The sequence below is a fragment of the Vibrio vulnificus NBRC 15645 = ATCC 27562 genome (assembly GCF_002224265.1).
In the GTDB taxonomy this organism is placed as follows: domain Bacteria; phylum Pseudomonadota; class Gammaproteobacteria; order Enterobacterales; family Vibrionaceae; genus Vibrio; species Vibrio vulnificus.
The window spans coordinates 955,072-981,651 of sequence record NZ_CP012881.1 but is presented as its reverse complement, the minus strand read 5'-3'; the positions used below and the strand labels follow the sequence as shown (position 1 = coordinate 981,651).

Here is a 26,580-nt window from a genome sequence, read left to right as displayed (position 1 = left end):
TTGTGACGTTTGAATTATTGAGTGTGTTGTTGGTGCTGGGTGCGTTTGTTGGCGTGATGGCAGGGTTATTAGGCATAGGTGGTGGTTTGATCGTAGTGCCCGCGTTGCTTTACTTATTGCCGTGGGCTGGTATTCCCGCTGAATTGAGCATGCATATGGCGTTAGCAACGTCTTTGGCCAGTATTATTGTCACTTCGGGCTCTTCAGCGTTGAATCATCTCAAATTGGGCAACGTGGATATCTTCGTCGTGAAGTGGCTGATGCCGGGCGTGGTGATTGGTGGATTTGTCGGAGCGAATATCGCCGAATGGATCCCAACCCAATATTTGCCGAGAGTCTTTGGGGTTATCGTTTTATTCTTGGCACTGCAGATGTTCCGCTCGATTCGAGTGACGACAACCCGCGCAATGCCAAGCAGCCCAGTCACTATGCTGTATGGTACAGGTATCGGTGTGGTATCGAGTTTAGCAGGGATCGGTGGCGGTTCTTTATCGGTACCGTTTCTTAACCGACACGGCGTTGAAATGCGCAAAGCTGTCGGATCCTCATCGGTATGCGGCTGTGTGATTGCGATAGCGGGGATGACGGGATTCATCCTGCATGGCTACAGTGTCGCGTCATTACCTGATTACAGTGTGGGCTATGTTTATCTACCAGCCCTGTTGGCGATTGCTGGCACCTCAATGCTCACCACTCGAATTGGTGCTCGTTGGGCCACCACGCTTCCAACGGCAAAGCTGAAAAAAATCTTTGCGTTATTTTTAATGTTTGTCGCGCTCAGCATGTTAGTCTAGCCGCGTTATTTCAAAGTTGATGATTAAGAGTACTTCATTATGTCTCAGGGTTACCTGCCTTTTCCTAATATCGACCCCGTCTTTTTCTCGATAGGACCCATCTCTGTTCGTTGGTACGGGTTGATGTATCTATTTGGTTTTTTGTTTGCGATGTGGCTTGCCAACCGCCGAGCAGACAAACCGGGCAGTGGCTGGACGCGTGAACAAGTTTCGGATTTGCTGTTCGCTGGATTTCTTGGCGTTGTGCTTGGTGGTCGTATTGGATACGTGCTGTTCTATAACTTCGATCTTTTCCTCGCCGATCCGATTTATCTGTTTAAAGTCTGGACTGGTGGCATGTCTTTCCATGGCGGCTTGCTGGGTGTCATTACGGCGATGCTCTGGTACGCGAAGAAAAATGGCCGAACTTTCTTCGGAGTGGCAGATTTCGTTGCTCCGTTAGTGCCATTTGGTTTAGGGGTAGGGCGTTTAGGCAATTTTATGAATGGCGAACTTTGGGGCAGAGTAACCGATGTGCCTTGGGCGATGGTGTTCCCAACAGGCGGACCACTACCACGCCACCCTTCGCAATTGTATGAGATGGCATTAGAAGGTGTGGTGCTGTTCTTTATCCTCAACTGGTTTATCCGCAAACCGAGACCTTTAGGATCCGTATCTGGTTTATTCCTTGCTGGTTATGGTACATTCCGTTTCCTCGTTGAATACGTGCGTGAGCCGGATGCGCAACTAGGTCTGTTTGGTGGTTTCATTTCAATGGGACAGATCTTGTCGTCACCGATGATTATTGGTGGATTGGCACTGATGGCTTGGGCTTATAAACGTGGCCACTATCAAGACAAAGTAACCGTGAAGTAAGGAATTGAAGTGAAACAATATTTAGAATTGTGCCATCGCATCGTTGATGAAGGGCACTGGGTTGAAAATGAACGCACCGGTAAGCGCTGCCTTACTGTGATAAACGCGGATTTAACCTACGATGTTGCCAACAATCAGTTTCCTTTGGTTACCACGCGTAAGAGTTTCTGGAAGGCGGCAGTTGCAGAGTTGCTTGGCTACATTCGAGGCTATGATAATGCGGAAGATTTTCGCAAGTTAGGCACGAAAACCTGGGATGCGAACGCCAATCTCAATGACGCTTGGTTGAATAACCCATATCGCAAAGGCGAAGATGACATGGGGCGTGTCTACGGCGTGCAAGGTCGTGCTTGGGCAAAACCTGACGGTGGCCATATCGACCAATTGCGTAAAATTGTCGATGACCTGACGTGCGGAGTAGACGATCGCGGTGAGATCCTCAATTTCTATAACCCAGGTGAATTTCATATGGGCTGCTTGCGCCCTTGCATGTACAGCCATCACTTCTCACTGCTGGGTGATACGTTATACCTCAACAGCACACAACGTTCGTGTGACGTGCCTCTTTTATAACCCTTATCACAAAATGCACAATCAATAATAAACAAAACCCTCCAGCCTAGTTGCATATGAAATTATTGTGCTATGTTTAAGTTGCACAATACGTTATCAGTAAAGGTTAATCTGATTATCAATGCACAGTTCGAGGGTTTATGGATAAGGCAGTTATAATTTCTTCTGGTGGGAAGATTGATACATCAACCTCTGTTGCTCATGAAAGCAGTGATATGTATCCCAATGTCCTTTTTCTGGAAGAAGGGGTAGCCGTTTTCAATGACCAAATGGAATTGTTGCCACTTATCTCTGATTTCCTAACATACTATAGGTATAACCATAGTGATAAATCCGTAATAACTTACGCAAATAACTTGCTCTATTTGGTCAAGTACCTGACAACGTATGATAAGAACCACATCGGTTCCAAACGCGATGATTGTCTGTTGACAGTACACACCAATGAAATTCAGAAGTACTTTAAATACTGTAGAAACGATAAAAATAAAGACGAGTCAGTTAAGCATGCCTTAATGGGGAGCACCATATCCAATAGAGACGCTACGTATGGAAAGTTTTTCTCTCATTTTTTGTGTGCCCCCCCCACTGGCTACAAGCTCATTAGAGAAGAAGATCCTTATAAAAATGGAAGCCTATCCGTTACGGCTAAAGAATCATTAATTAAGCCTGCACAGTTCTTAGATATAGAGGCTTTGATTCTTGTTTCTAATCATGAAAGTGAAAGGTGTCTCATCCAATTCTTATATGACTCTGGTGTACGCCGAGCAGAAGTTAAAGATATTCTTCACGAAGATATCTTGAAACTATCCAGAGCATATCGACAGAGTGTAATTGTAGATAGTGAGACCTTTCAAATATCTAGCCAATATGTCGCGATGGAAATTAAAGGCAACAAGGGGCGTGCTAGAGAATCTAAATATCGATATACGGTTATTACAAAAGAAACTCTCAATAGAGTCCAAAAATATAACTCAAGTCTCGAATATAGAAAGCACAAACGAAAATGGGGCAAGGTCCCCATGCCTGCCTTTCTAAATCAAAATGGTAATCCTTATAATGAAAGGTCAGTCAGCAAGTTAATCACTAAGCTATCTAAAAGAGCTTTAAAGCTTGGGCTAATTAAAGATCCATTGTCACCACATAAGATTAGACATGGTTTTGGAGCAATGCTTCTCAACTCCGAAGACTTAGGTAAGACGCAGCTTGATAGGCTGTTATTGCTTCAACAATGCCTTGGGCATAAGTCACTAGATACAACACAAAAATATACAAAAATTCCTGTTGGAGTCTGGGAACGATTCTTGGATAGCAATGGTATAGCTTTGAAAAGATACCAACTGATGGAAAAACTAAAAAAACGGACTAGAACGAATAAAGGGGGCTTGAGTTGAGTATTGATGAATGTAGGGAACTTCTCATTGAATGGTGGCAAGGGTTAAGTGTTGACCAAAAGAAAATAGTCCCCATCAGTCGGAATAAAATTGACTTGCGCGACCTTTTTATTAATACAGAAATTGAGTACTTCAAATTACGGGGGTATCTAAAAAAAGATATTCTTGAGATCGAAAAAGAGCTTAAGGGGTTAGGTGTATTATTTAATGATGATGATGAAGTAATAAAAAAATTAATGCTTGATTTTATCTCTGATTGTAAAGTTAATCCAGATCTATTGTGGAGTGTAGAGTTAACAAACAAGGTTGGAAAATCAAAGTTGGTCAATGGAGATCTAGATAGTTACTTTGATAAATTTGGGCTTATAAATAAAACATATTTGGCAAACAAGTTTTCATGTAAACCAAAAATCCTCGATAAGCCTGCTTTACTTGATCTGAGAGGTCAACTTAACCAACTGTTGTTGAAATACGAAGTCTCTCTCCCATATAGTCAAATTAAAGATAGTAGTCATTCTGTCGGTTATGACCTTAATAATCGGAGAATTTTTATTAAGTGGAAAAATAGCTTAACAGATGAAGAAAAACTAGCACTCCCAATGTGGGGAAATGCTATTGACAAATTGGCTTTTAGTCATCTTATCCCACCAGAGCGCATGAGAGTAATGCTTCCATTATTACAGGCAGAATTTCAAAAATTCTCAAGTGAGATCTCTGAACTCAAAAAAACTAATTACAAATCAGTAAAAGAGCGTAATGAAATACGTGCAGAAAAAGCTTTAGATAAAGAAGAAAGTAATATATCAGCATTCCTTAAACTTCGAGATAAACCACTGGTGTCAATTGATGACTTTAGCTCTGAAAATGGATACTACGGGGATGTACAACATGCCTTTGCAGTTGGGTCTTTAAAAGCCACTTCGAAATCAGGAATTGACAATTACTACATCGGATATAAGCATTACTGTGACTTTTTAGAAAGTAAAGGAGTCTCCTCAGACAGTGGTCTGAATAAGTGCATTGGAGCATGGTCTTTAAGAGATTTCAAAGAATACCTTGGTGGTAAAGTTGGTAATGCCGAGCTATCAACATCATCGGCAAACACTATTTTGTCATCCGCGAGAATGACGCTAGATAAACTTAAATTAGTTCGGAATTTTGACTTCAATTATTACACCACCGATGGATTTGAGATTGTCAGAGAGTCGATAGCATATAAGCCATACTCGCCAAATGAGAGAAAGCAGTTACGTAAAATGCTAAAGGAAGAGATGGCGTTAGCTAAGAAGAAGTTAGCTCCATATCAAAAATTAGATAGAGAGAGTGCTAATCTTAATGATTCAAAAATCCAAGCAAGGATTATTTTTGAAGATGATTGTAACTGCATACCCACTTATTACGATTCAAAAGAGCGTACTGAAGGACAGGGAAAGTTTATTAGTTTTATTTCAACAAGAAGGCTTTCTCTTCCTGAACTCTACGATGATTGGGGAGTGAAAAATCGGAGAGTTACAACGCGTGCCGTTGGCGTATATGTATTAAAAATGGCACAAGTATTGGGTATGAATTTAAACTCTATTTTAGAACTTGATATGGATGACTACCAAGAGCATCACCCGCTCACAAATAAACCGTGCCTTACTTACTGGAAAGAGCGCTCAACAGGTGAAAAGATGTTACATCTTGATCTATTCCACGCCAATCTACAATGGTTGACAGTGAGTCAAAAGCAATTTGTTGAAACCATATTTAATGAGGTCGCTCTTTTGACATGTGAAGCGAGAGAATACGTCTCACCTGAGTTATCAAAGCGGCTTTTTATAAATTTTGAAACAGTACCCAAAGCGATGAATGAAAGTTCTATGTCTAGCCTGTATTCAGAACTAATCGAGGAATATCAGTTAAAAAATGATGATGGTGAGCCTTTGGTGCTTACCACTACTAGATTCAGGCCTACGCTTGTGAGTGAGTTAGTTGAAGCAGGAGTCTCGCTTAGAGAAATCCAATATCTGCTAGGGCACTCTTCTATTTATACGACAATGAATTATCTAGAAAAATTAGAATTCGATAGGGTTATAAAAGAAAAAGCAAGAAAAGCAATAGAAGATATTTATAATAATGCCGCTCATTCAGGTAAACCCGAATCTAGTTATCACCAACATCGAAAATTTGATGAAAGCCAGATTATCATGAAAACTCCGCTTGGCGGTTGCAAAAACATATTTGATCCACCTGATTTTATCAAAAAGTCATCTTTATACGTGAAGGGAAAGCCCTGCTCTCAATACAACAAGTGTTTATCTTGTGAAAATGTGATGCTGACAGAGAAGCACCTTCCAGAGTTGTTTGCTATGCAAAGAGACTATTTGGCAACACTAGAAAGTGGCGAAGTTGTCCATACGCCCTACTATGTGGTTGTGTTAGAGAACCTCTCATTACTGGATGACATCTTGAATCCTGAAACCTCAGAGTTTGATGAAGATATTTTAACGCAAGCGAAAGAAGACTCGTTATTTATTGAAACCACCATGTTAGATAACTGGGGCCGATAACAATGGATAAACAACACTTACAACATTTGGAAAAAATAGACAGTCATTGGAAAGGTGTTTTCTCTAACCTGATGATTTTAAATAAAGTTGACTCCGTAGTGGTAAGTGATCGGATCGACGCGTATGTAGCGAAACTCGCCCTATTGCCAGTTTCTGTCAAAAGTGTATTTCGTGACATGTTGTGGGATTATGATGTTGAAACCTCAAAGCGAGCTGCTTCTGTTGGCTTAGCAAAAGTCCAACTTGATTTTTCTACCTATACGCATATTCCATTGGGAATTATTACTGAGATGAAGTGCTTGTTTTTGATTGTTTATGCTTCACCAAAAGAGTTCGGTAGAAAGAAAAATGCACTTAAGCCCAATACTCTGATTAGTGCATTCAAAGGAGGACTTAATTTCTTGGATTTTGTCTTTTCTGAAGTAGAGAAGCGACTAGGTAAAGAATTTGTACAAGCAAGGTACAGTAGAATCTCAGATATTACGCAGCTAGATTTTGAAGAGGCAGCTCAAAAAACGACATTAAAATTATCATCCGGGAATGATAATAACAGAGATTATAGTAGGTTTTTTGATTACGTAAATAGCCATAAAGCCAAAGAAGTTATTGGTATTGAATGTGCTACTGATTATGATGCAATAAAAAAAGCATATAAAGATATTCATAAAAATAACAGCGATAAGCCCAAAAAAAAACTGTCTTACCTTGAAACAATTAATTTTGACTTGGCTCTAAAGATGGCTTCATTTAATGTTGTGAGTTTTTTAAAGGCGGTTGAAGAAAACGTAAATGATCCTGTTATGGATAAGCATTACCAAACACTAGCTTCAAGGTACACTGAGTTTTTATATTCAAAGCAAGACTTTGAGAACTATGGCGCTTATCGTTTGAGCAATAAAGGATATACAATAGGTTATATCAACGAAGTTTTCCCTGAGAATGAAATAGTGATATTTAATTCTAATTTTCCACCGACGAATGCAATGGTCGTGGAGAAATTTAGGAAAAAATTTGGTTCTAGTGAACCTTTTCGAATTGCAATTAATAAAGCTTTTTACTCTGCTTTATGGGTCATCGGAAGTCTGATGGGAGCAAGACCAAATGTGTATTCAGATTTAGAGATTGATAGCTGCCTAGACTTAAAAGACAACACCATTGTATCGGAAGAACATAAGGGTCGAGATAACAGATGGAATTTATTTAACGACCGCTGGGTAGCAGTACCAATCATGATCGATGCACTAAAAGTGGTTGAATTGATAGGCGGTAAAGTTTTTCAAAACACATATGTATTTGCAAACGTTGATACCTTAAAGCCAAATGATATAAATACCCCAATGCCAAACCTCACTCACACTATTAAAAGTGCCTTCTTGGTATTAACGGGGCTATCTGACAAAGATATTCCCACTAAGCTCAACGGCTATGTATTTAGGCACAGTTTAGCGCACCAAATGTTTAGAGCAGATGTCGGTTTACCTGTTATTTCTTACCAGCTAAAACACATAGTTTCAGCAACAGATGAGCTTTCACGTAAAGGTAAAGTTAGTCAAACAACAATTGGCTATGGCGGTATAGCTAATCAGTTGACAAGCGTCAGTGGTAAGTCTAAATCGTTAGACTTAAGGCATGTTGCTGAATTAGAGGCAGTTAAAGCCAACTTTGACCCGAATGGCAAATACATGGGAGGAAAAGCAGATGAACACCTCTCAAATATTAAGAAGTTCTTCAATGGCTGCATGGAAGCTGGATATTCAGAAGAAGAAATATACGAAGCAATGGTTGATCAAGGTATAGCGATCATTAATGTGGGCAGTGGTTACTGCTTTGGTGGAGTAGAAGATTTTGATGATAGCTTGCCATGCATCGGCGGTTTAAGGTGCAACCCAGTACGCTGTCGCAATGCTATAGTGGGAAAAGCAAATGCTCCAAAGTGGCGCGAAATATACTTTGATAATATAAAACTGGTTGGTGCTGCGGGGTACGAAGACAGGCAGGATCAAATAATTGAAGCGATAGAAGAGTCGAAAAGAGTATTAGAGTATTTAGGTGAGGCGTTGATCTGATGGCTGAATATGATGAAAAGAATCAAGCACTGTATGAAGAAAATACGAATAAAATATGGGCTGCGCTGGATGCTATAAGTAGGGATAAGAAGCTGGCTGCGACTAAAAATCAACTTGCCGAACTGACTCAAATGCATCGTAACTCTTTCGCAGAAAATGGCTCTAGGGGGTGGGTCAGTCAAGAGCTTGAGAGTATTAGACGGAAGCGAAAAGTAGACTTAAATCGCGACAAAGTTAGCAAAAAACAACAAGAAGAAAACTTGCAGAATTTACTCGAGCAATCAAAGCTTGAGATTTTACACTGGTTTACGCTCTACTCTGAGTCAGAAAGAGAATTAGATAAACTAAGAAAACGATTAAACCAGACAAATGAGAGTTTAGAGTGGTACAAAGAAGAACTTAGTAAAGAGCGGAAAGTCCTTCAGGAAAGAATAGAGTTATTAGAAAGCTTAGTTAGTGAGGATGGGGGGTAGACTTATGCTTGAAGTATACCCCGTAAGTCTTGCTAAACAGCAAATGGATATTTGATTGGTTCGTGGTGCAGGTAGTCTACAACCTCAAAATCATCAACAGTAACCCACGTTTCCAAGTCTTCTAGTGATTTTATTTTGGGATTAATAATCAGTTTTGGCGCTGCATATGGTTGTCGTGTTACTTGCTCTTTCATTAGCTCTAGTTGATCTTCATAGATGTGGGCATTGACAATTTTATGGAACGCCTTACCAGCCTTCAATCCAGTTATTTGAGCTGTAATTTGGAGCAGCCAAGCCACTTGAACTTGGTTGAAGACCAAGCCCAATGGCACATCACAGCTACGCTGAGTGCTATTCAAATATAGCGTGTCACCAAGCAATGAAAAATGGTGGTTGTACATACACGGACGCAAACAACCCATATGGAATTCACCGACATTGTAGAAAGAGAGGATTTCACCCCGATCATCAATTCCTTTTCTCAAGTCATTGATAATTTTCTTATACTGGTCAATGACTACACCATCTGGCCCTGACCATGATCTACCTTGAACACCATAGACACGACCCATATCATCCTCACCTTTACGGTGTGGATTGCTTAACCACGCTTCATTCAAGTTTGCGTTAGCATCCCAAGTCTTTGTGCCGAGCTTTCGAAAATCAGCGGCATTGTCATACCCGCGCAAGTAACCAAGCATTTCAGCGATAGCACTTTTCCAAAAAGCTTTACGTGTTGTAACTAAAGGAAATTCATTAGCGGCAACATCGTATTCTAAATCTGCATTAATGATGGTTAAGCATCGCTTTCCTGTTCTTTCGTTCTCTACCCAAGTGCCTTCAGCGATGATTCGCTTACACAAATCTTCATATTGGCTGGAATTAGTTTTCATGTTGTATACCAAGTATCTTTTCTTTGATCATATCAATTTTATCCTTCGATGTTTACATCAAAACTGACTTTTTGTCTCATTTATCTTGGTAGGGTAACGGGGGAAAAAATGCCTAGGCTCAAAGGCTCGTGACGATGCAGGCCCAGTTATGGGAAGGCTTCCTTCCTAGTTTTTGTTTAGCTAATATAGCAAAATCACTGGTATGGCTTTATCTAGAACCTTCAATTTTGATATTTGGTAACTCAGAAGTGCCCCGAAGCTTGTTAGCCTGAAGTTTAAGACGCTTTTTTTGCCATTAATTGACTTACTTTAGGTAATAGTAAATTTGCCTATAATTCTGGTGGCTATTCAAACATTAGAACCTATCTCAATAGGTGTTGTCTGAGTTAAATAAACACCTATCGGAAATATTGTAAATGAGTTCAACACAATACCTAATCTCTGATGCTCTTTTGGCCAAAATTGAGCCTCTGCTGCCTATCCATAAGACTAACCATCCTCTCGGAACACACCGAAAGAGAGTCGATAATCGTGATGCCATGAACGGAATTCTTTTTGTTCTCAGAACAGGTTGTCAGTGGAATGCGCTAAATGCGACTGGTATTTGTACCTCTAGCTCTGCACATCGTCGCTTTCAAGAGTGGCGGACGCAGGACTCTTTGAGCGATTTTGGCAAAATGACCTGATTTACGAGGGTGTTGATTGGCGTTCGATATCAATGGATGGCTGCCAAACTAAAGCGCCTTTAGCTGGCTCAAAAAAACAGGTAAGAACCCAACAGATAGAGCGAAACAAGGCGTAAAACGCAGTTTGTTGACGGACGTGAATGGATTGCCCCTTGCCGTTGTCAGCGACGGGGCGAATGTCCACGACATCAAGTTGGTACTGCAAACTTTAGATGCATTAGAGTGTTATCGCCCACCTTTGAAAGTGCCATTGTATCTGGACAAAGGTTATACAGGGCAGTGGTTACATGATGAGTTGGTCGCTTTGAACTACATTCCCCATGTTCAATCACGGGCTGAAGAGGCCGCGAGTTTAAAACAATCGGATGATTTTAAGGCTCATCGTTGGGTTGTGGAACGAACCCATAGTTGGCTAAATCGTTATCGTAGATTGCTTGTTCGTTGGGAAAAGAAAATAGAAAACTACGAGGCCATGCTGCATTTTGCTTGTGGCCTCATTGTTTGGAATAAATCCCTTTTGGGATAGATTCTTAGTTTTTTGAACTCGATACTAGAAAATGCTTACAGCTCAGTGGATTAATTGAATATACTAATTCAAATGTTGGTGAAAACACAGCAATGCTCAATAATACAATTGCCGCTGGGAGAAAACTTTATGCTAAAAGGTTTTGATATAACTAAAGCGAAAACTCAAGAAGTAGATACCGAGCTGCTCAAGCGAAGAATCTCTACAGGTAAAGCTATAGTATTTACAGGCGCTGGCTTTTCTTTTGGAACAACAAACGTTCTGAATACCGTTCCCCCCATGGCAGGCGCACTTGCAAAAAAGCTATGTTCACTATCAAATTTGGAAGAATCAGATGACTTGATGTTCGCTGCCGATGTGGCAATTGAGTATATAGATCATGACTCCATATTAGAATTACTTAAAGATAACTATACTCTTAAAGCGGTATCACATAGCCATGAGAATATATGTAAGCTTCCATGGAGAAGGTTTTTTACAACTAACTATGATAACTCTATTGAACTAGCGAGCTTAAATGCAGGTAAGCGCATCGAATCTGTAGACTTATCATATAATCCGATAACCTACTTAAGAAAGGATAATGTTTGCCTTCATATCAACGGAAAAATTGAAGGTGCGGAACCCGAAGATTTAATATCTAAAATCAAACTTTCAAACTCTTCATACCTTTCTCCTGATTCTTTCGTAAATTCAGATTGGTATTATCACTTCAAGAAAGACTTGGAAACTGCAAGTGCCATTGTTTTTATGGGTTACTCCATGTACGACATGGATGTAAAAAAGTTCCTTTTTGAAAACCCTTCACTGCAAGAGAAAACATACTTTATTGTAAGAGATGGGGCTGACTTCAAGGAGATTTTTACACTCAGAAAATATGGTCATGTATTACCTATAGGTATCGATGGTTTTTCTGAATTAGCCAAGAATGTAACAAAACAAGAGGTAGAAGAAGGTATTATATTTACCGACTCTTTAATTAAGCATGAAGTTTACGAAGGCCAAACTGATTTTCGTGATATTGATAGTGAAAAGCTTTTTCTCTATGGCGACTACGAAACAGAAAAGTTGCATGATGCACTTCGAAGGATAGAGTCGATACCTTACTTCATCAAACGTGATATTGTGTCCGTCTGCCTTGATAACATAAAAAGCAACAACAACTTACTTCTTATTGGTGACCTAGGTAATGGAAAATCAATAATTCTAGAGATGTTAGCCTATGAGCTTACTACAAATGGATACCACACCTATACATTATGTGACAATGGTGGGGATTACATTTCCGATCTTGATATAATCTCTAAGCATGAGCGTAACGCTGTAGTTATAGTTGATAACTTTTCAAACTACCCAGATCTAGTTAAGCATATCTATGAGACTAGGTTTGACAATTTGCTTTACATATTTGCTGATAGAAATTCAAGTAACCTCAAGAGCATGGAGTCGCTAGATTTCATCGAGCATCATGTCGATTTACTATCGAGCAAAGAAATCGAAAATGCAGTTAAAATTATAGATAACTTAGCGGCATGGCAGGATTTTTCTGCGTTATCTCTTGAAAGAAAAGGTAAGTTGGTAGCTGAAAAATATGGTTCCCAAATATCTTTACTGCTTCTAGGGCTTCTGAATAGTCCAAATATTAAAACTAAAATCCAACAACAGACTGAATTAATTTATAGCAATACTGAGTTTAAGAAAACAGTATTCGCTATTTGTGTTTGTGAAGTGGCAAATGTTAATCCAACAGCTAGTTTAGTGTCTGAAATATCTGGTTCTAATGCGATTTATAACATTTCACTTAGAGAACTAGACCCATTTAAGCAACTTTTCAAACTTACTGGAACGACAATCAAATCAAAGTCGAGTATTTTGTCTTTATCTTTGTTAAACAATACTTTTTCAGACATTTATGTAAGAGATACTCTCCTAGATATCGTTGAGAGAACAGATTCAATAAAAGACCAAGAGATTGAAATAAAGAAAATATTTAAATCACTGCTGAGATTTCATGTGGTTGAAAGAATACTACCTCAAAATCAGGCCGTTTTAGATAGATATTACGAACAATTGAAGTTTAGATGCACATGGTTGATTGAAAGCCCTCACTACTGGGTTCAATACGCAATGTGTCGACTGTCTTTCTCTGACTATCCTAGGGCTCAGAATTATCTAACTAACGCATACCAAAAGGCTGAAGCCAAAAATGGATCTTATCATACTGATAACATAGATACTCAACAGGCTCGCCTGTATCTTAATCAATGTATAGACACAAACAACGCTTCAGAGTCTTATCAGCTTTTCGAAAAAGCTCACAAGCTTCTAGATAGCTTGCCTATCGAAGGGCGGAAATTCAGACAGGTTTTGCTATATAAAAAAGTTTATGACACGAAGTTCCAAAGTTTCAATAATAAAAATAAAGTAGCTTTTGAACATGCGTGTAAGAGGCTGTTAGAGCAGGCTAAATGTCATAACTTAAATGACGACATACATCATAACAGCAAGATGGTTAAATTTATCTATTTAGCAGAAGATATATTGATAGAAATAACTAGCTCAATTCAAAACATAAGAAAGTAAACAACATGCCCAGAGGGTGGACAAAATGCCAAAACTTGAGACTTTACTGCATTCATAAAAGCCTTGAGGATTATCAGTGTTCGCGTGGATTTCCATACATTTCTTTATTCGAGATACTTTAGTTACAGCTCAATTTCTAACTCACTTATGTCCAAAACCTTCATAGTTGGCACTTGTAAGAAATAACTCAGTCTGCTGCTTTCATCTTTATTGGCTTTCTTCAATCAAATGCTTGACGGTTTTATCCATATTTACAGTGAGGCAGCAATCCAGTTGCATTAGTGAAGAGTGCTCTGCATTTTCAGTTAAAGCCTCTATTTTATAAACAAAATCATTATGTTTTAGCCATTCAATTACTCCAGTCTCAACCGCAACTTGTGTCTCATTATCAAGCAAGTACGCTGCAATTAGAGGTGTGTCGGCATCATGATATCGAACAAAAAACTGGTGCTCACCTTCCATCAGGTCTACGGTAAATCGATTTTGTTTACCACCAAAAGTTAGATTAATATGGTCATTAGTGAAAACAAGTGAGTCGGATGCGCCTTTGAACTCACTGAGTACAGATTGGTAACTCATATAGAACTCCATTTTATTTTTCATCGTATCGAAGTCTCTGATGCCATACACAGAGATTTTATGAATTAATCGCTAGGCAACCTTTGTTTTATATTGTTTTTTCTAATTCATGTCCATTTTAGCTTCGATGGTTAAACTCAATTATGAGTTATAAACTAGAACACGGTATGGGGTTTGCCAACTATTTTTGTGGAAATTTGAGCTAAACACCCTAATGCTCTTTCATCATTATTGGATTGGAAAATCAGTTGATTAACTCAGCCACTATTTTTAATAGCTCAGATGCAGGCCTTACCGATGCGGGAGTTTTGTAGACCACAACCTTATCGCCGTACTGGACTATAAGGTTTCCGGCATCACTGAGTGTGACCGATGCGATTACCTTCTCACCCATCTCGTCTTGTATTATGTGTAGTATGTCTTCCGAAGTCATGAAGTTAACCTCGTGGCCTCAAAGTATGACCCTGAAAAGTAGCTACTGCCAACGATGAATATGTCGTATTTGATTGTTACCTCTCTGGCTAGATTTGTGTGATCTATCTTAGCTTTTAGGCAGTGCTTACATGTTATGAGCCATCGGCTCAAAATCTGGGATGACGTTTGGATAGTTAAGTCAAACTCTGCAAAATTCCCTTGTATCCTCACATTATCGACCGTAAACAAATACAACGCATCAGTATCTAACAGGCTTAGTTCGTGGATAAGCTCATTCATAGTTTTTCCTTAAAATGGCTAGGCAGGCTCGTGTGCCTACCTAAAATCTCTATTTTTTAATTTCTACATTGCTTTGTTTCTGAACTCGTTTGGGCGTCGGCCCTTTGGGGAGGCAAGGGACGCAAAATGCCTCATTGATGTTACCTGCGGCAGGGAGCGGTATATTATTACCATTTTCATCTTTTTTATATCTAGCCACTCGACGCACACTAATTCGGTTCCCCGGAACTGAAAGGCCAAGATGGAGGTTCCAACCTTTGAAAATAGCGGACAGTTTACATAGCAACGAATAGGATGTTGATTCATGAACGATTGATTGAAGATAATTTCTAACCTGATATTCGATATCATCCTCGGAGCTAAGGCCTAATGAAGAGATTACGCGAGTGAGATACGTTTCTGGACAAAGAGGTAGGTTCTCATGCTCACAAACAGAAAGCTGTTTCTTTATTAGATAATGCGCGAACGCGTAGATAGTCTCAGACGCCTGACTCTCAAGCCTATGTTTTTTAAAAACTTCTGAAATAAAATGAACAGACAGGGCAAGTTCATTGTGTTCTTCTACATATGCTAATATTTCTGCGGGTTGAAATGACGTTCCCTGCGTTCCGCGAAAAGCATATGGATTTCTTGTCATATCATATGCTTTGGCGAGCATCGCAACGCGAGAAAGGACGGAAGCGCTTACCTTAACTCCAGCCATCTCTAAAACTTGCGATCTTGAACGTATATTTCCCACATCTATATGAGCAAAACTGAGATCGTCAGTAACACCATAAGTAATGGGCGCTATAAACCCAACACAAGCCTCACACGCAGCCTCTAGCCTATGATGTCCATTCAGAATTTCACCTTCATAAGAAATGATGATTGGCTCACCAGTTAGACACCATTCGCGTCGTTTCATCGATTCAGCGTATTTTCTGACTTTTGTTTTACTGAGACGTCGGTTTTTATTTTTTTTATTTACCGAACCTCGACTAGAAAACGTCAACATGTTTCTCGCTAACTGAGGACTAATAAAAATGGTTGTGTGCTTCAGTGTTGTTTGTACGACCTTTATTCCTGCGTAGTATTTAGCGTTAACCTTGAAGATTTCTTCTAGCTGAGCAGGTGTGAGTAAATCAGTGGCATTTTTCAGAAGAGTAGTAGAGCTGGCTAGATAGCTCGTTCTTTCGCTTTCATCAAATCGATTGACTAAGCTGCTGACAATCGAGTTCTCTAGATCTGCATTTGAAACCTCATCGGTATCACTGATATGTGGTTCTGTCATGTTTTTCATCCTGTGCCCTGCCTGTGGCAACATAGTGCGCAATCATGCGAGTAAGATTGTGATTCTCACCCATTATTGATCCGACACGCATGTCGGATCAAATTTAATTTTTAAATTACACTGCGAAAAACACGATATTGGACATAAAGAGTTGAAAGTTTTTGAGCAAAAAATCAGCGGCATGTTGTTTTCGACTAAGGAAAAAACCTTTAAAACCTTAATTTCAACTATTCCAATGGTTGAAATTGATGCCTATTTTTCTGCTGAGAATGTTCAGTCGGAGTTGAAGTGGGTTGTTGATGCTGCAACCAATTCGACTAACGTAGATAAGGTAAAGGCTATTCAGGCTGAGCTTGAGACACGAGTAATCAAGGATGATGTTTTTGCACCAGTTTCTCTTACCTTTGCTGTTGAGGGGAAGCCAATCTTAGATGGCACGTCCCGCACCCTTCCGACATTGTCTTTCAACTCAAACAGTACCTACATCGTTGGTAATGTGCTTACTTTCATTGCTATTTGCAGGATGCTTGGAGTTAAAACTTTCTTGTTTAGTTCAAGATTAAGCGCAAAAGAAATTAATCAAAAAAGCCTAGCTCGGCAGCGATTAGCCATGGAAAAAGTTGAAATTCGGATTATTTTCGACGATGAAAATGGGCTAGATGCCACAGATATCGTTCATTTATTTAAGAAGAATGCTCTCTTTGATACAGCTTTAAATCTGCCTCATGTTGGTGATGGAGATAGCTTGTCTAGTAAAGGTGGTTTCCCATTACACCCATTTATTCTTCAGTTGATCGAAGACACTGATATCGAGTCTTATGGTGGCGTCAGCTTTGATGCTAAGCATGTGAAAGTGTCTGAGAGTACTATCACCACTCAATATGTTTTGTTTAAGTTGCTTGTCGGTGCGGTAGCCGGAGCTGGTACTCAAGAATACAGTAAGATGCCTAAAGACATAACTTTGGAATCAGGAGAGAGCCTCACATCGATACTAGCTGGAGACTATATGAATAATATCTCTGCATTCATGAGTGGATGGCTGAAACCTTTGAAAGAATCGTTTGTCAGCAATCGTTCCGGATATCAACTGTCTCCTCAAGTGTGGCAAGCGTTAGGTCTCGTTATTTATCAACTAGTGAAGGATGGTATGTCGTCAGAGGAACTTGAAAATGCAGGGCTAGCGCTGGGTAAGCTTGACTATAGCAAGAATGCTAAGCATTGGAAAAACTGCTCTGTGATGGAACTAGATGCTCAAGGTCGACTTTATAAAAATGCCGCAAACTCTACACGTCAGTTTAGGTTTGGTTTGCAGGAGTACTTCCTGAAAGTGATCAGTGATGAGGCTTACAATTAATAAAGTACGCAAGTTTCCAGTTCGGCTAATGCCTCTTAAGCATAAATACAATGCAGAGTGAGCTGATGCGGATAGCCTAGAATTTCCCCAAGTTAGTTTGACCAACGTTAACGCAGCCGCTTTAGATAAGGCACATCACAATCAAGAGAAAAACTCTATGGTACATTGAGTTAGCCACTAGAAGCTAAGTAATCAATCGCATATTATGAAACTAAGTTTGGAGCAAATTTAACTTTCAATAGTAGGGGTAGAGTTAATGGCTGAAAATGGGCCTCGTGAAGAAATTGCAAAAGTTGTATCTTCCAATTTGCTAAGTATTTTTAGATGGGAGCAATATGGCCCATATGATCAAGATTTTCCATGCAGAAAACAAGACAAACACTTAGATAAAGACAAGACTCAAAAGCATACACATCCAGTTGATGTTGTTTTTGGCTATAGAGACCCTTATAGCAATAAGAACATTCTTTTTAATACCGACTTGAAAAGCTACGGTAAGGGTTCGATAAGCCCTACGAAGATAGAAGAAGCTTTAACATCACTAGCTAAGACGATTGACTGCGCAGAAAATAGCAAGCAATGGCAAGCCAAATACCTCATTCCTGCGGGTGACTTTGAAGTACGAGGATTGTTGTTTGTTTATAACCATGACAACCAATATCAAAAAGGCTTCTATGATTTTTTCTATCCACCTAAGCGAGAGAGAGGTCAGAAAGGCAAACTACCCAAGCCTGTTCAACTTTCAAAGATACCAGTCCCTAAAGACAAGAAATTGCACTTCGTTGAACCACTTCAGATTAACTATTGGATGACAATTGCCTCTGATATTAACGAGATGATTCGTCATAGCACGTTTCCGAAAACAGAGTTTGGTTTTTACTATCCAGAGTTGACGTTCCACAAGGTTGTTTCTTCTGAAAAGTACCTCCCTGCGACTATTGAGATGTTGTCATCCCCTTTCATTATCATTAAACACGATGAAGTGAATGATATCGTTGATCGAGAAATTAAGAAGGTTTATGAATCAGGTTACGTTGTCTACTACAACCGAGCGGCGAACACCGATAACGAATTTCTCTACCTTTTGGACCTACTATCAAAGTTTCAACTGTTAAATGCCGAAAATAAAATTCGACTGAAAGTGCCACATACTGAAACCAGTGGGTCAGCTCGCTCCCACTTTAACCGAGCATTAGAAAAGTACGCACATGAGTGGGGGTATGACGAAGAAATGAAGAAGAGACTCGATATCAAGCTTGAGTTGATTCCATACAAAATAGAGTTTTATAACTCAGAGGATATTGGTTGGAAGGGTGTTCATGCATAAAAATTACCTTTATAGCGTTACTGATAAGGCCTTGTTTGACGCGCTTAACACTTCGAAGATTAACAACTCTGAATTAAGGGATTTGTTCCTTTCTCGAGGCGTAATCATATCGACCGAAACTAAAAGAGAAGAACTCGCTCGTGAGTTTTCTAAGTACAACCACGATTACTACGACCACCAAAGAATTGCTTCGGCGATGGGCGTGGTTCAGCGTAAAGAGAAAACAACGACGAGCGACTACGCCACTGAGGTAGATAAAGATTCTTTAGAAAAGACGTTAAAAGTTCTTAAGAAGCAAATCACTGAAGAAAAGGATTTATGTATCTGGCATGAAGATGAAAATGGAAACTATGTCATTGATATAAATTACGAAACACCTGATTACACTAAGTCTGATTTCAAGCAAATCGTTAAGAAAGAAGCAACAATAACAATAGAGAAAACGGACTCTGGCTATACAGTCAGATACCCAGACAATCCCAAAGTAAAAGAGTATGAAAGAACGATTCGAGAGTCTGTTGCATTGACGGCAGAGGAAGCTGGTCAGAAATTCGACTCTACTCGTATCAATTTGGCTGCTATAGAGGACCCTGATGCCCGCACTAGCTTCTTCCGAAAGCTGCTGAATAGATTGGACGGATTTAAGCTATTGGATGTTACGGACGTTTATGTGTTCCATCCAATGCCAACAGATGAAGAAAGAGCCAAATCTGGGGATTCTGGCATACATATCAGCAGAGCTTCACTGAAAGGCGAGGGTGTACTCCAGTCTGGCGAGCTTCAAGAATTCTACAATCGCGGATTTTATATCTCCAAGATTAGATGGAAGTTTGAAGAAGAACTGGTGGGTTCGGACATCTATGTGATTGAGGCGATGTTCGGTGAGCCGGAGACTTTTGAGGATTTCTCCTATATCACAAGAGGTAAGTTCAAGTATAAAGCCAAAAATGAGTACAACAAAAACCCGTCTAAATTGGACAAGGAAGAAGAGTTACGGATATCTAGGCTAATCGAGAACACTGCGCGTGCAATAGTCGATGAAATCGTAGCAGAAACTCTAGGGGAGGACGAAAATGAGTCGTCAGAGGCTGAAGTTACTACTGATAAACAGTAAAAAGAGTGTTTCAGAAATGCTGACCAAATTGAGGCAGCAGTCTGATGAGCAGCATGACTTTACATTTCACGGCGTGTCGCTGAATGAATCTGAAGAACTTCACGCCACATACTCTGAAAAAGTAGAGTTTAGCGACGAAACCTATGACCAATTTGGCAATGTCATAGATGAGATATCGTACGTTACCTATAGAAACATTAACTTCCATATTGAGGCTCTCGATACAAATAAACTGTTAATGGTGATCTATAACTCGCCTAAGTCAACGAGGTCGTTTTTGGATTGCTTCGCAAGGCTGTTCGACTTTCAGGTTGGCTTCAGTAACCCAGAACTGAACTTGAAAACCTTTAAGGTTACACTAGAAAGTGATCTCAAGGCTAAACTAGAAGGTACGGGAAAAGTAAAAGTTAGTCGTGTAGTTATAGATAAAGCTGCGAAGGCCAGTATCGAGATAACAAGTATAAAAGACGCCTTTGAGTCGCTAGATAAGCTAATAGAAGGTAAAGAATACAAGCTAGACAAACTTAGTAGCTCTGTTTACGTTGATGGTCATACAGTTGATTTTGAACTTTCTAAAACTTGTAGTTTAAGGGTTAGGGATGAATATCTTGGTTATATCTTGCCATCAATTAAAATCACGCTCATAAACCAATAGCTGATCAGTTAAAGTAAAGATAACCCAGTTGATATAAAAATCAGTTGGGTTATCCTCGCATGCATCTGATCACGACTATTTCTCCTACTACCATATTAGAGCTAGATCTAATACGTTTATGCCCCAAAACGTTTTAGTCATATCGCTCTTTTCTATCCTGTTAATGCTAATTTGCCCTACTAAATGTTATCCAATGAGCATGCGGTAGGTCGCATTATAATGAGGTTTGATCATGTATGACTTTAAAAAATCGAGGTCGATACAAGTCGGCGACTTAAGAAGACAATATGTTTAGTCTGACTAATGGTGAGGTCAAACATTTGTTGGGACTTAAATATGATGTAAGATTCATAACCATATGAACAATAATGATTAACGGACTAGGAAATGGAAGCAACGGTTTTAGAGTTTCACCTTGAATACAACTCTAACAGGAAGAACCCTGCGGAAGTATTTCACGCTATGGGAGATTTCATTTCAGCATATCAGGAGATGGGGCAAATTATTGCTCAGGCTGTTGATTCAGAGATGATCTTTGATGTTGAGCTGCAAGAGGTTACTCATGGTTGCATTCTCGCTAAGTTGTTATTAAAGGTTGAGGAGTGGACAAGACCTGACTCCCTTTTCAGGGAGTTGACTGGTGAGATGTCTAAAAAAGAGCAGGTTCAACACATCACTAATAATGAAAGGGATAGACTGAAGAATGAGATGGCTAAAAGAGGTCGCTCAAGTCGACTTGATCCTTACATTAGTGATTTAGATGTTGCTTTAGTTGCTGAGAAGTGGTCTGAGGGCAATAAAAAGCTGTTACCTGATGAGTATCTTAAAGTTTGCAATGAAGGTGCTAAGTTAGCTGAGGTAATCCCTTTTGACCCTAACTTCAGATTCACAGGTAATGTCAAAAAGATGTTCTCTAGCGACCAAGGTCATTTTGACGGTGAAGAAATCGTTGAAGTTTTTAAGCCTTGTAAAAAGGCTACTTCTAAGTGGGAAGTAATTAGCACTAGGACTCATAAGAGATACAGCGCAGAAATTTTACACAAAGAGTGGTTGGATGAATATCTGAACTCTGAGGTTCGTCTGGGGGGAAGTGACTATCTGAGAGTTCACGCTGAGTATGATGTTGTCGTTGAGAAAGGTGAAGAACGTATCAAGAATGCAAAGATAAAAGAGATCAAAGAAGTCATTACTTATCGTGGAACTCAGAATGAAATACCAACATCAGAATGAGTTTAAGGCGGTAGCTACATCTTATCTGTTCATTATCACTCCATTCATCTTGCTTGTCTTGGTTAAGGTCTTGACGGGGAAGTATGATGATTTGTTGCTTACAGGTGATTGGTCTATTGCTAGTGCGATGATTTATTCAAGTTCAATTATCAATGTTCGAAGTGCTACTAGAAAGTACCATGGCAAGCTAAATGAAGTTGGTCTTGATTGGTTTATGACGATTACCAGTGTGATGTCAGCAATCAGCGTTACGATTTATGTAGTAGCTTTAATGCAACCTAGTAAATGGGTAGGCGCGTTGCAGATAACTCTATTCGTTGCTGCTTCATTTGCACACATGAAATATGGGAGATTAGCTTATCGCCTTAGAGGTGAGAGTTAAGCGACTTTCTATGTCTGAGTTAATTAATGGTTTGCTAACGCAAAATTGTTTTGGGGCTGGTTGGTGATGCATGAAGGATTGAATGAATTAAGCAGAATTTTGTGGATACGGACAAGTTCTGTTTGTTGTCTGTCTAACAACTGCTGTTAGCAATGCTGAGGAATTTTCGTGCTAAATAGAAGAAAAAATAAATTTAACTTTAGAGAAAATTTAACTGTACTCGATATTCAAAGTCTTGAACGGTCTATCTCATTGCAAGCGAGTAATTTTACAGAGTGGGTACTGGATTTTAAAGACCTTGAGTCTGCTCCGATGAGCGAAACACTAGGGTTGGTCTGTCAAGTGCTATCCAAAGCAAATGATGGTCATGATTTCACTGTTATTGTTCCGAAGAAAAATTCTTTAGCTAAAGAGTGGCGAGATAAAAATATTCTTAACCTTCTTGATAAAAAACATAGTGTATCTTCTTATCAAGGTTCCAGCTTCTATCCAGCACAACATTACACTAACTCGGATGATCATTTTGCTATAGTGAATAACGTGTTTAAAATGGTTCTTTCTGGTGCCGAAGGAATTTCTCGCTCTGATTATGCAGCTTTAGAATGGGCAATTAACGAGATCTCAGATAATGTTCTTGTCCATTCAGAATCACCAGTAGGTGGAATCCTGTTAGTCAATCGAATAGATAAGCAAAGTGGAAAAGTTAATTTTTTAGTTGCTGATTGTGGTCGAGGGATAACTAATACTTTAGGAGAAAAATTTCAAAATGAGTCGGAAGTATCCGTTCTCGATAAAGCTATTCGAGAAGGTATAACGAGGGATAAAAGTATTGGGCAAGGAAATGGTTTATTTGGCTCTTACGAGATAAGTCATCAAGGTAAAGGTTCTTTTAAAATACTTTCAAACAATGCGGTACTTCGTCATGAAAAAGGCAAACTAGAGATTAGCAAAATCGACTCAAACTATAGGGGAACTATTGTTGAAGCTACTGTCGATTTTTCTATTGAAAATTTGATGGCGAGTGCATTGACAATAAATGGTCAACAGTATGAGCCTGTAGATTTTATTGAATTGTGTTATGAAGCCCCTGATGACGACTATATTAATTTTCTGGTTCGGGTAGAAGCTAGTTCTTATGGAACAAGATTTGCTGGTGCTCCATTGAAGGGACGACTAGTTAATTTTGTTAATATGTATGACCATCGAATAGTCATAAATTTTAATGATCTCCCTCTAATTTCAAGTAGTTTTGCTGATGAAGTTGTTGGTAAGTTACTGTTACAGCTTGGTGAACATGTATTTAGAGCTAGGTTTACCGTAATTTGTTCAAACGAGCAAAATAATGCAATTATACAACGTTCGGTTGCACAGAGAATCAATGATTTGAATGAAGTTGCTTTATCTAATGCAGCCTAGTGTCACTAACACACGATCAAGGCATCAACATACTTTTCCTAATCTGACAGTACCCTTGTAGATCATCAGGTCGAACAAGGTTCTGTCCACTTGTGAGTTGCAACTATTGGGCCTTCTTAGTTTACCGAAGCCAAGTTCGATGCACTTTTACTAATGCTAGAGGAGATGTGTACCAGCCCGATCAGATACACCCTTGCTTGTTAACCCCATTTGTATGTATTAGCCTTCGTCATGGGTGTGCATAATTCTTAATGCACAGTGATAATAGCATGCTTCTTTACTATGATTGGCTTGTAAATGCTACAGGTTGTGCATATAGAGTTGGGGTCTAAATTTATAGGGGCTGAATTTCAACATGGTTCAAGTGTATGTGTTCTTGGCAATCATGGCGCAGATTACGGGCAAGAAACCGGGTCAAGCGTTTCATAAGATTGTGAATGCACATATTTATGAAGATCAGCTAGCGCTGATGCGTGATGTGCAACTCAAGCGAGAACCGTTACAAGCACCAACGTTTCACATCAATCCTGAGATCAAATCTTTGGAAGATCTGGAAACTTGGGTCACTTTGGATGATTTCTGGGTAGAGGGGTATGAACATCATGACCCAATCCAGTACCCATTCTCGGTATAACATCACGATGGTTGAAAAGGGCTCCTAGAGCCCTTTTTTGTTACTTGCTGCGTCAGTGCTATTTGAGCGCATTGGCGACAAACTTATAGATAGGATCCGCAGGCGCGGGTTTGGCGATAGCTGGACTAATGAATTTTGGTGGAAGAATAATGTCCTCTTTTATCAGCGATTTAATTGCTGAGAAGTAGCGTATCTCGGTTTTTCCAGCCAGCAATACATTGAAGTCATCGCCTAATTGGTCGTAGGCATTGAGTATCTCTCTAAAGCCACGCAAGTAGAGATAGTCTTTGGTGTAGCCACCGCCACGATAAACTCGAGCTGTGATGGTAAATGCCGTCATGTCTTCCACTTTGTACTGTTCTTTCAACAGCAAAAAAGTGTTTCTAAAATCACGATCTTTGATCATCGACTCTACCGCAATCACACGCAGCGCTAAGGTTCTAAGACGTTTAAGACTAAAGTGCCCAGAAAGGAACTCACATAAAATGGCCAAACCTTCCTGCGTGGTCGTATTTACTGGACAACCCAAGCTGAGTAACTTCAGTGGTTGCGCCCGGCCATTGAGCGTTGTTAATAGATGAACACCTAACTCGTGATGAGCGAGCGCATGAAGCTCTTTAGTTGTGATACTTGCAGAAGCGTTGATTTTAACTTTAGTGCCAGAGACCAACGCATTAGCAATCATACTGTTGCTGATTTCAATTTCACCAGTGTAACCATGATCTAGACAAAACTGCTGCATGAAGGCTGCAATCTCGTTGCAATCATGACGCTGTGGCGCCTCTTCTTCGATAGGGAGGTGCAGTAAGAAGTTAGCATTGCGAATATCTTTACTGCTTGGTTCACCATAATAGCGTAGGGAGTTGTAGAGAAACTCAGGTTGGCCAATGCTGCACAGTTGATCCAGTTTATCTGCGTACGATTGAATGACTTCGGCATAAAGTTGACGAAGCTGAGGGTGCTCTATTAGTTCAATCGGCAGAGAGTAGAGGTTTCTCTTAGCCTGATGTACATCGAAGGTTTGATTTTTATAAGTAAACACAGGTTCGACAGAGAAACGATTATCGAAAAATCGTTGTCGCTCTTCTTTGTAGTTTTGTGGCGTGACACTACTCAGAATATCAATGTTGTCTACTAACAGCGAAAGCTGCTCATCAATTTTTCCTGTTGCGGATAGAAGTTGTTGCTTATCTGAATGTTCCATCATTACATCACGGCTGTTTTTTCTTAGTGTGTATCAGACAAAGACTTTTGCCAATGAAAAGTGATGGTTATTGGAAATAAAAAAAGGAGAGCATGAAAGCTCTCCTTAAGTAACTTAGGCAACAGCCAACTATGTTGTTAGCGCCAAAATCGTACCTGGGATAAAGATAAAGACCGCGAGTAGGTAACCTGCTACCACAGCTTTGTTCTTAATCGCCATCTCTGAGATAAACTCAGCGCCTTTGATTGGCAGTTCACGCAGGAACGGAATACCAAAGATAAACAGTGTCGCTAATACGTTAAAGGTTAAGTGAACCAACGCAATTTGCAGAGCAAACACAGCAAACTCACCAGAAACTGCCGTCGCTGCAAGCAGTGCGGTAATACAAGTACCAATGTTTGCACCCAACGTGAATGGGTAAACATCACGTACTTTCAGTACACCAGTACCAACGAGTGGAACCATCAAGCTGGTTGTTGTTGATGAAGACTGAACCAACACCGTTACGATAGAGCCTGACACGATACCGTGGATAGGACCGCGGCCGATTGCGTTCTTCAGGATGTCACGAGCGCGGCCAACCATTAGACTCTTCATCAATTTACCCATCACAGTGATAGCAACGAAGATGGTAGCAATACCTAGAACAATCAGCGCAACACCTGCAAAAGTATCACCAAATGTGCTTAGTGGGCCTTTCACTGCACTTACGACAGGTTTGGTCATTGGCTTGATGAAGTCAAACCCTTTCATGCTCATATCGCCAGTGTTCAATAGTGGAGACACAAGCCAATGAGACACTTTCTCTAGAATGCCAAACATCATTTCCAGAGGAAGGAAGATGGCAACCGCGAGTAGGTTGAAGAAATCGTGAATTGTCGCACTTGCGAAAGCGCGCTTGAATTCTTCTTTACAGCGAACATGGCCAAGAGAAACCAAGGTGTTTGTTACTGTGGTGCCAATGTTTGCACCCATAACCATAGGGATTGCAGTTTCTACTGGTAAGCCACCAGCGACCAAACCGACGATAATCGAGGTCACGGTACTGGAAGATTGAATAAGAGCTGTCGCCACAAGACCAATCATTAGGCCCGCAACAGGGTGTGAGGCAAATTCAAAAAGTACTTTAGCTTGATCGCCAGTAGCCAGTTTAAAACCACTGCCTACCATAGATACTGCTAAAAGTAGCAGGTATAACATGAATGCCAAGTTAGCCCAGCGAAGCCAACGAGTTGTGCTCGAAATTGGCGTTGCTGCCGTAGTAGCTTGGTTCATCATAATTTTCTCCATTGACCGTCTAAAT

At 39.9% G+C, this 26,580-nt stretch carries 19 protein-coding genes and 3 pseudogenes; 17 read left to right on the top strand and 5 right to left on the bottom strand.

Translation table 11 applies throughout. The features are described from left to right. Positions 1-2 precede the first annotated feature (2 nt). The 7 genes and pseudogenes from AOT11_RS04460 to AOT11_RS04430 all read left to right on the top strand — a co-directional run bounded on the left by AOT11_RS04460 (position 3) and on the right by AOT11_RS04430 (position 8,707). On the top strand, positions 3-794 hold the full coding sequence (locus AOT11_RS04460; RefSeq protein WP_017419724.1) for a sulfite exporter TauE/SafE family protein: 792 nt from the start codon (positions 3-5) through the stop codon (positions 792-794). A 39-nt stretch (positions 795-833) separates the two neighbouring features. Further along, positions 834-1,649 carry a prolipoprotein diacylglyceryl transferase gene (gene lgt, locus AOT11_RS04455; RefSeq protein WP_011078605.1) on the top strand — a complete coding sequence of 272 codons (816 nt, stop codon included), beginning with the start codon at positions 834-836 and terminating at the stop codon, positions 1,647-1,649. Between the two features lie 9 nt (positions 1,650-1,658). After that, a pseudogene (locus tag AOT11_RS04450) lies at positions 1,659-2,216 on the top strand (thymidylate synthase); the annotation flags it as partial. A 146-nt stretch (positions 2,217-2,362) separates the two neighbouring features. Further along, positions 2,363-3,616, top strand: a complete 1,254-nt coding sequence (locus tag AOT11_RS04445) for a tyrosine-type recombinase/integrase (protein ID WP_017419722.1) — start codon at positions 2,363-2,365, stop codon at positions 3,614-3,616. Continuing rightward, positions 3,613-6,168: a tyrosine-type recombinase/integrase gene (locus tag AOT11_RS04440; RefSeq protein ID WP_017419721.1), complete on the top strand. Its 2,556-nt coding sequence runs from the start codon at positions 3,613-3,615 to the stop codon at positions 6,166-6,168. The genes AOT11_RS04445 and AOT11_RS04440 overlap by 4 nt, the downstream gene beginning before the upstream one ends. A 2-nt stretch (positions 6,169-6,170) precedes the next feature. Continuing rightward, positions 6,171-8,234, top strand: coding sequence for a hypothetical protein (locus AOT11_RS04435; protein WP_017419720.1), 2,064 nt, complete (start codon positions 6,171-6,173; stop codon positions 8,232-8,234). After that, entirely contained in the window at positions 8,234-8,707 is a 474-nt protein-coding gene (locus tag AOT11_RS04430; RefSeq protein ID WP_017419719.1) for a hypothetical protein, read from the top strand. The genes AOT11_RS04435 and AOT11_RS04430 overlap by 1 nt, the downstream gene beginning before the upstream one ends. Positions 8,708-8,739: 32 nt before the next feature. Here the strand turns inward: AOT11_RS04430 and AOT11_RS04425 are convergent, their stop codons facing one another. Continuing rightward, on the bottom strand, positions 8,740-9,600 hold the full coding sequence (locus tag AOT11_RS04425; protein WP_017419718.1) for a thymidylate synthase: 861 nt from the start codon (positions 9,598-9,600) through the stop codon (positions 8,740-8,742). Positions 9,601-10,016: 416 nt separating this feature from the next. On the opposite strand from AOT11_RS04425, the pseudogene AOT11_RS04420 reads away from it, so the two are divergent. Next, positions 10,017-10,812, top strand: a pseudogene (locus AOT11_RS04420) (IS5 family transposase). A gap of 129 nt (positions 10,813-10,941) precedes the next feature. Beyond that, the gene (locus AOT11_RS04415; RefSeq protein ID WP_017419716.1) at positions 10,942-13,395 is read left to right on the top strand and encodes an SIR2 family protein; all 2,454 of its coding nucleotides are present in this window, start codon (positions 10,942-10,944) and stop codon (positions 13,393-13,395) included. Positions 13,396-13,602: 207 nt separating this feature from the next. Here the strand turns inward: AOT11_RS04415 and AOT11_RS04410 are convergent, their stop codons facing one another. Both AOT11_RS04410 and AOT11_RS04395 read right to left on the bottom strand, forming a co-directional pair. After that, positions 13,603-13,974: a hypothetical protein gene (locus tag AOT11_RS04410; RefSeq protein WP_017419715.1), complete on the bottom strand. Its 372-nt coding sequence runs from the start codon at positions 13,972-13,974 to the stop codon at positions 13,603-13,605. Positions 13,975-14,737: 763 nt separating this feature from the next. After that, positions 14,738-15,994, bottom strand: coding sequence for a ParB N-terminal domain-containing protein (locus AOT11_RS04395; RefSeq protein WP_017419712.1), 1,257 nt, complete (start codon positions 15,992-15,994; stop codon positions 14,738-14,740). A 148-nt stretch (positions 15,995-16,142) separates the two neighbouring features. Between AOT11_RS04395 and AOT11_RS04390 the strand changes: the two genes are divergently transcribed. The 8 genes and pseudogenes from AOT11_RS04390 to AOT11_RS04355 form a co-directional block, all read left to right on the top strand. Next, positions 16,143-17,315, top strand: coding sequence for a hypothetical protein (locus tag AOT11_RS04390; RefSeq protein ID WP_017419711.1), 1,173 nt, complete (start codon positions 16,143-16,145; stop codon positions 17,313-17,315). A gap of 256 nt (positions 17,316-17,571) precedes the next feature. After that, positions 17,572-18,642: a PD-(D/E)XK nuclease domain-containing protein gene (locus tag AOT11_RS04385; RefSeq protein ID WP_017419710.1), complete on the top strand. Its 1,071-nt coding sequence runs from the start codon at positions 17,572-17,574 to the stop codon at positions 18,640-18,642. Continuing rightward, positions 18,635-19,756: a hypothetical protein gene (locus AOT11_RS04380; protein WP_017419709.1), complete on the top strand. Its 1,122-nt coding sequence runs from the start codon at positions 18,635-18,637 to the stop codon at positions 19,754-19,756. The genes AOT11_RS04385 and AOT11_RS04380 overlap by 8 nt, the downstream gene beginning before the upstream one ends. Beyond that, a complete protein-coding gene (locus AOT11_RS04375; RefSeq protein WP_237342678.1) occupies positions 19,716-20,411 on the top strand; it encodes a hypothetical protein in 696 nt (231 codons plus the stop codon). The genes AOT11_RS04380 and AOT11_RS04375 overlap by 41 nt, the downstream gene beginning before the upstream one ends. Positions 20,412-20,798: 387 nt before the next feature. Next, complete coding sequence (locus AOT11_RS04370; RefSeq protein WP_017419707.1) at positions 20,799-21,641, top strand: hypothetical protein; 843 nt, start codon at positions 20,799-20,801, stop codon at positions 21,639-21,641. Then, complete coding sequence (locus AOT11_RS04365) at positions 21,619-22,023, top strand: hypothetical protein (RefSeq protein ID WP_017419706.1); 405 nt, start codon at positions 21,619-21,621, stop codon at positions 22,021-22,023. Before AOT11_RS04370 ends, AOT11_RS04365 begins: the two co-directional genes overlap by 23 nt. Before the next feature lie 168 nt (positions 22,024-22,191). After that, positions 22,192-23,439 carry an STAS-like domain-containing protein gene (locus AOT11_RS04360; protein ID WP_017419705.1) on the top strand — a complete coding sequence of 416 codons (1,248 nt, stop codon included), beginning with the start codon at positions 22,192-22,194 and terminating at the stop codon, positions 23,437-23,439. 340 nt (positions 23,440-23,779) lie between these two features. Continuing rightward, positions 23,780-24,073: pseudogene (locus AOT11_RS04355) on the top strand (thymidylate synthase); the annotation flags it as partial. Between the two features lie 58 nt (positions 24,074-24,131). Here AOT11_RS04355 and AOT11_RS04350 read toward each other — a convergent pair. Both AOT11_RS04350 and AOT11_RS04345 read right to left on the bottom strand, forming a co-directional pair. Next, the gene (locus AOT11_RS04350) at positions 24,132-25,280 is read right to left on the bottom strand and encodes a flavohemoglobin expression-modulating QEGLA motif protein (protein ID WP_017419703.1); all 1,149 of its coding nucleotides are present in this window, start codon (positions 25,278-25,280) and stop codon (positions 24,132-24,134) included. A 126-nt stretch (positions 25,281-25,406) separates the two neighbouring features. Next, complete coding sequence (locus AOT11_RS04345) at positions 25,407-26,555, bottom strand: Na/Pi symporter (RefSeq protein WP_026050206.1); 1,149 nt, start codon at positions 26,553-26,555, stop codon at positions 25,407-25,409. Between the last annotated feature and the right edge of the window lie 25 nt (positions 26,556-26,580).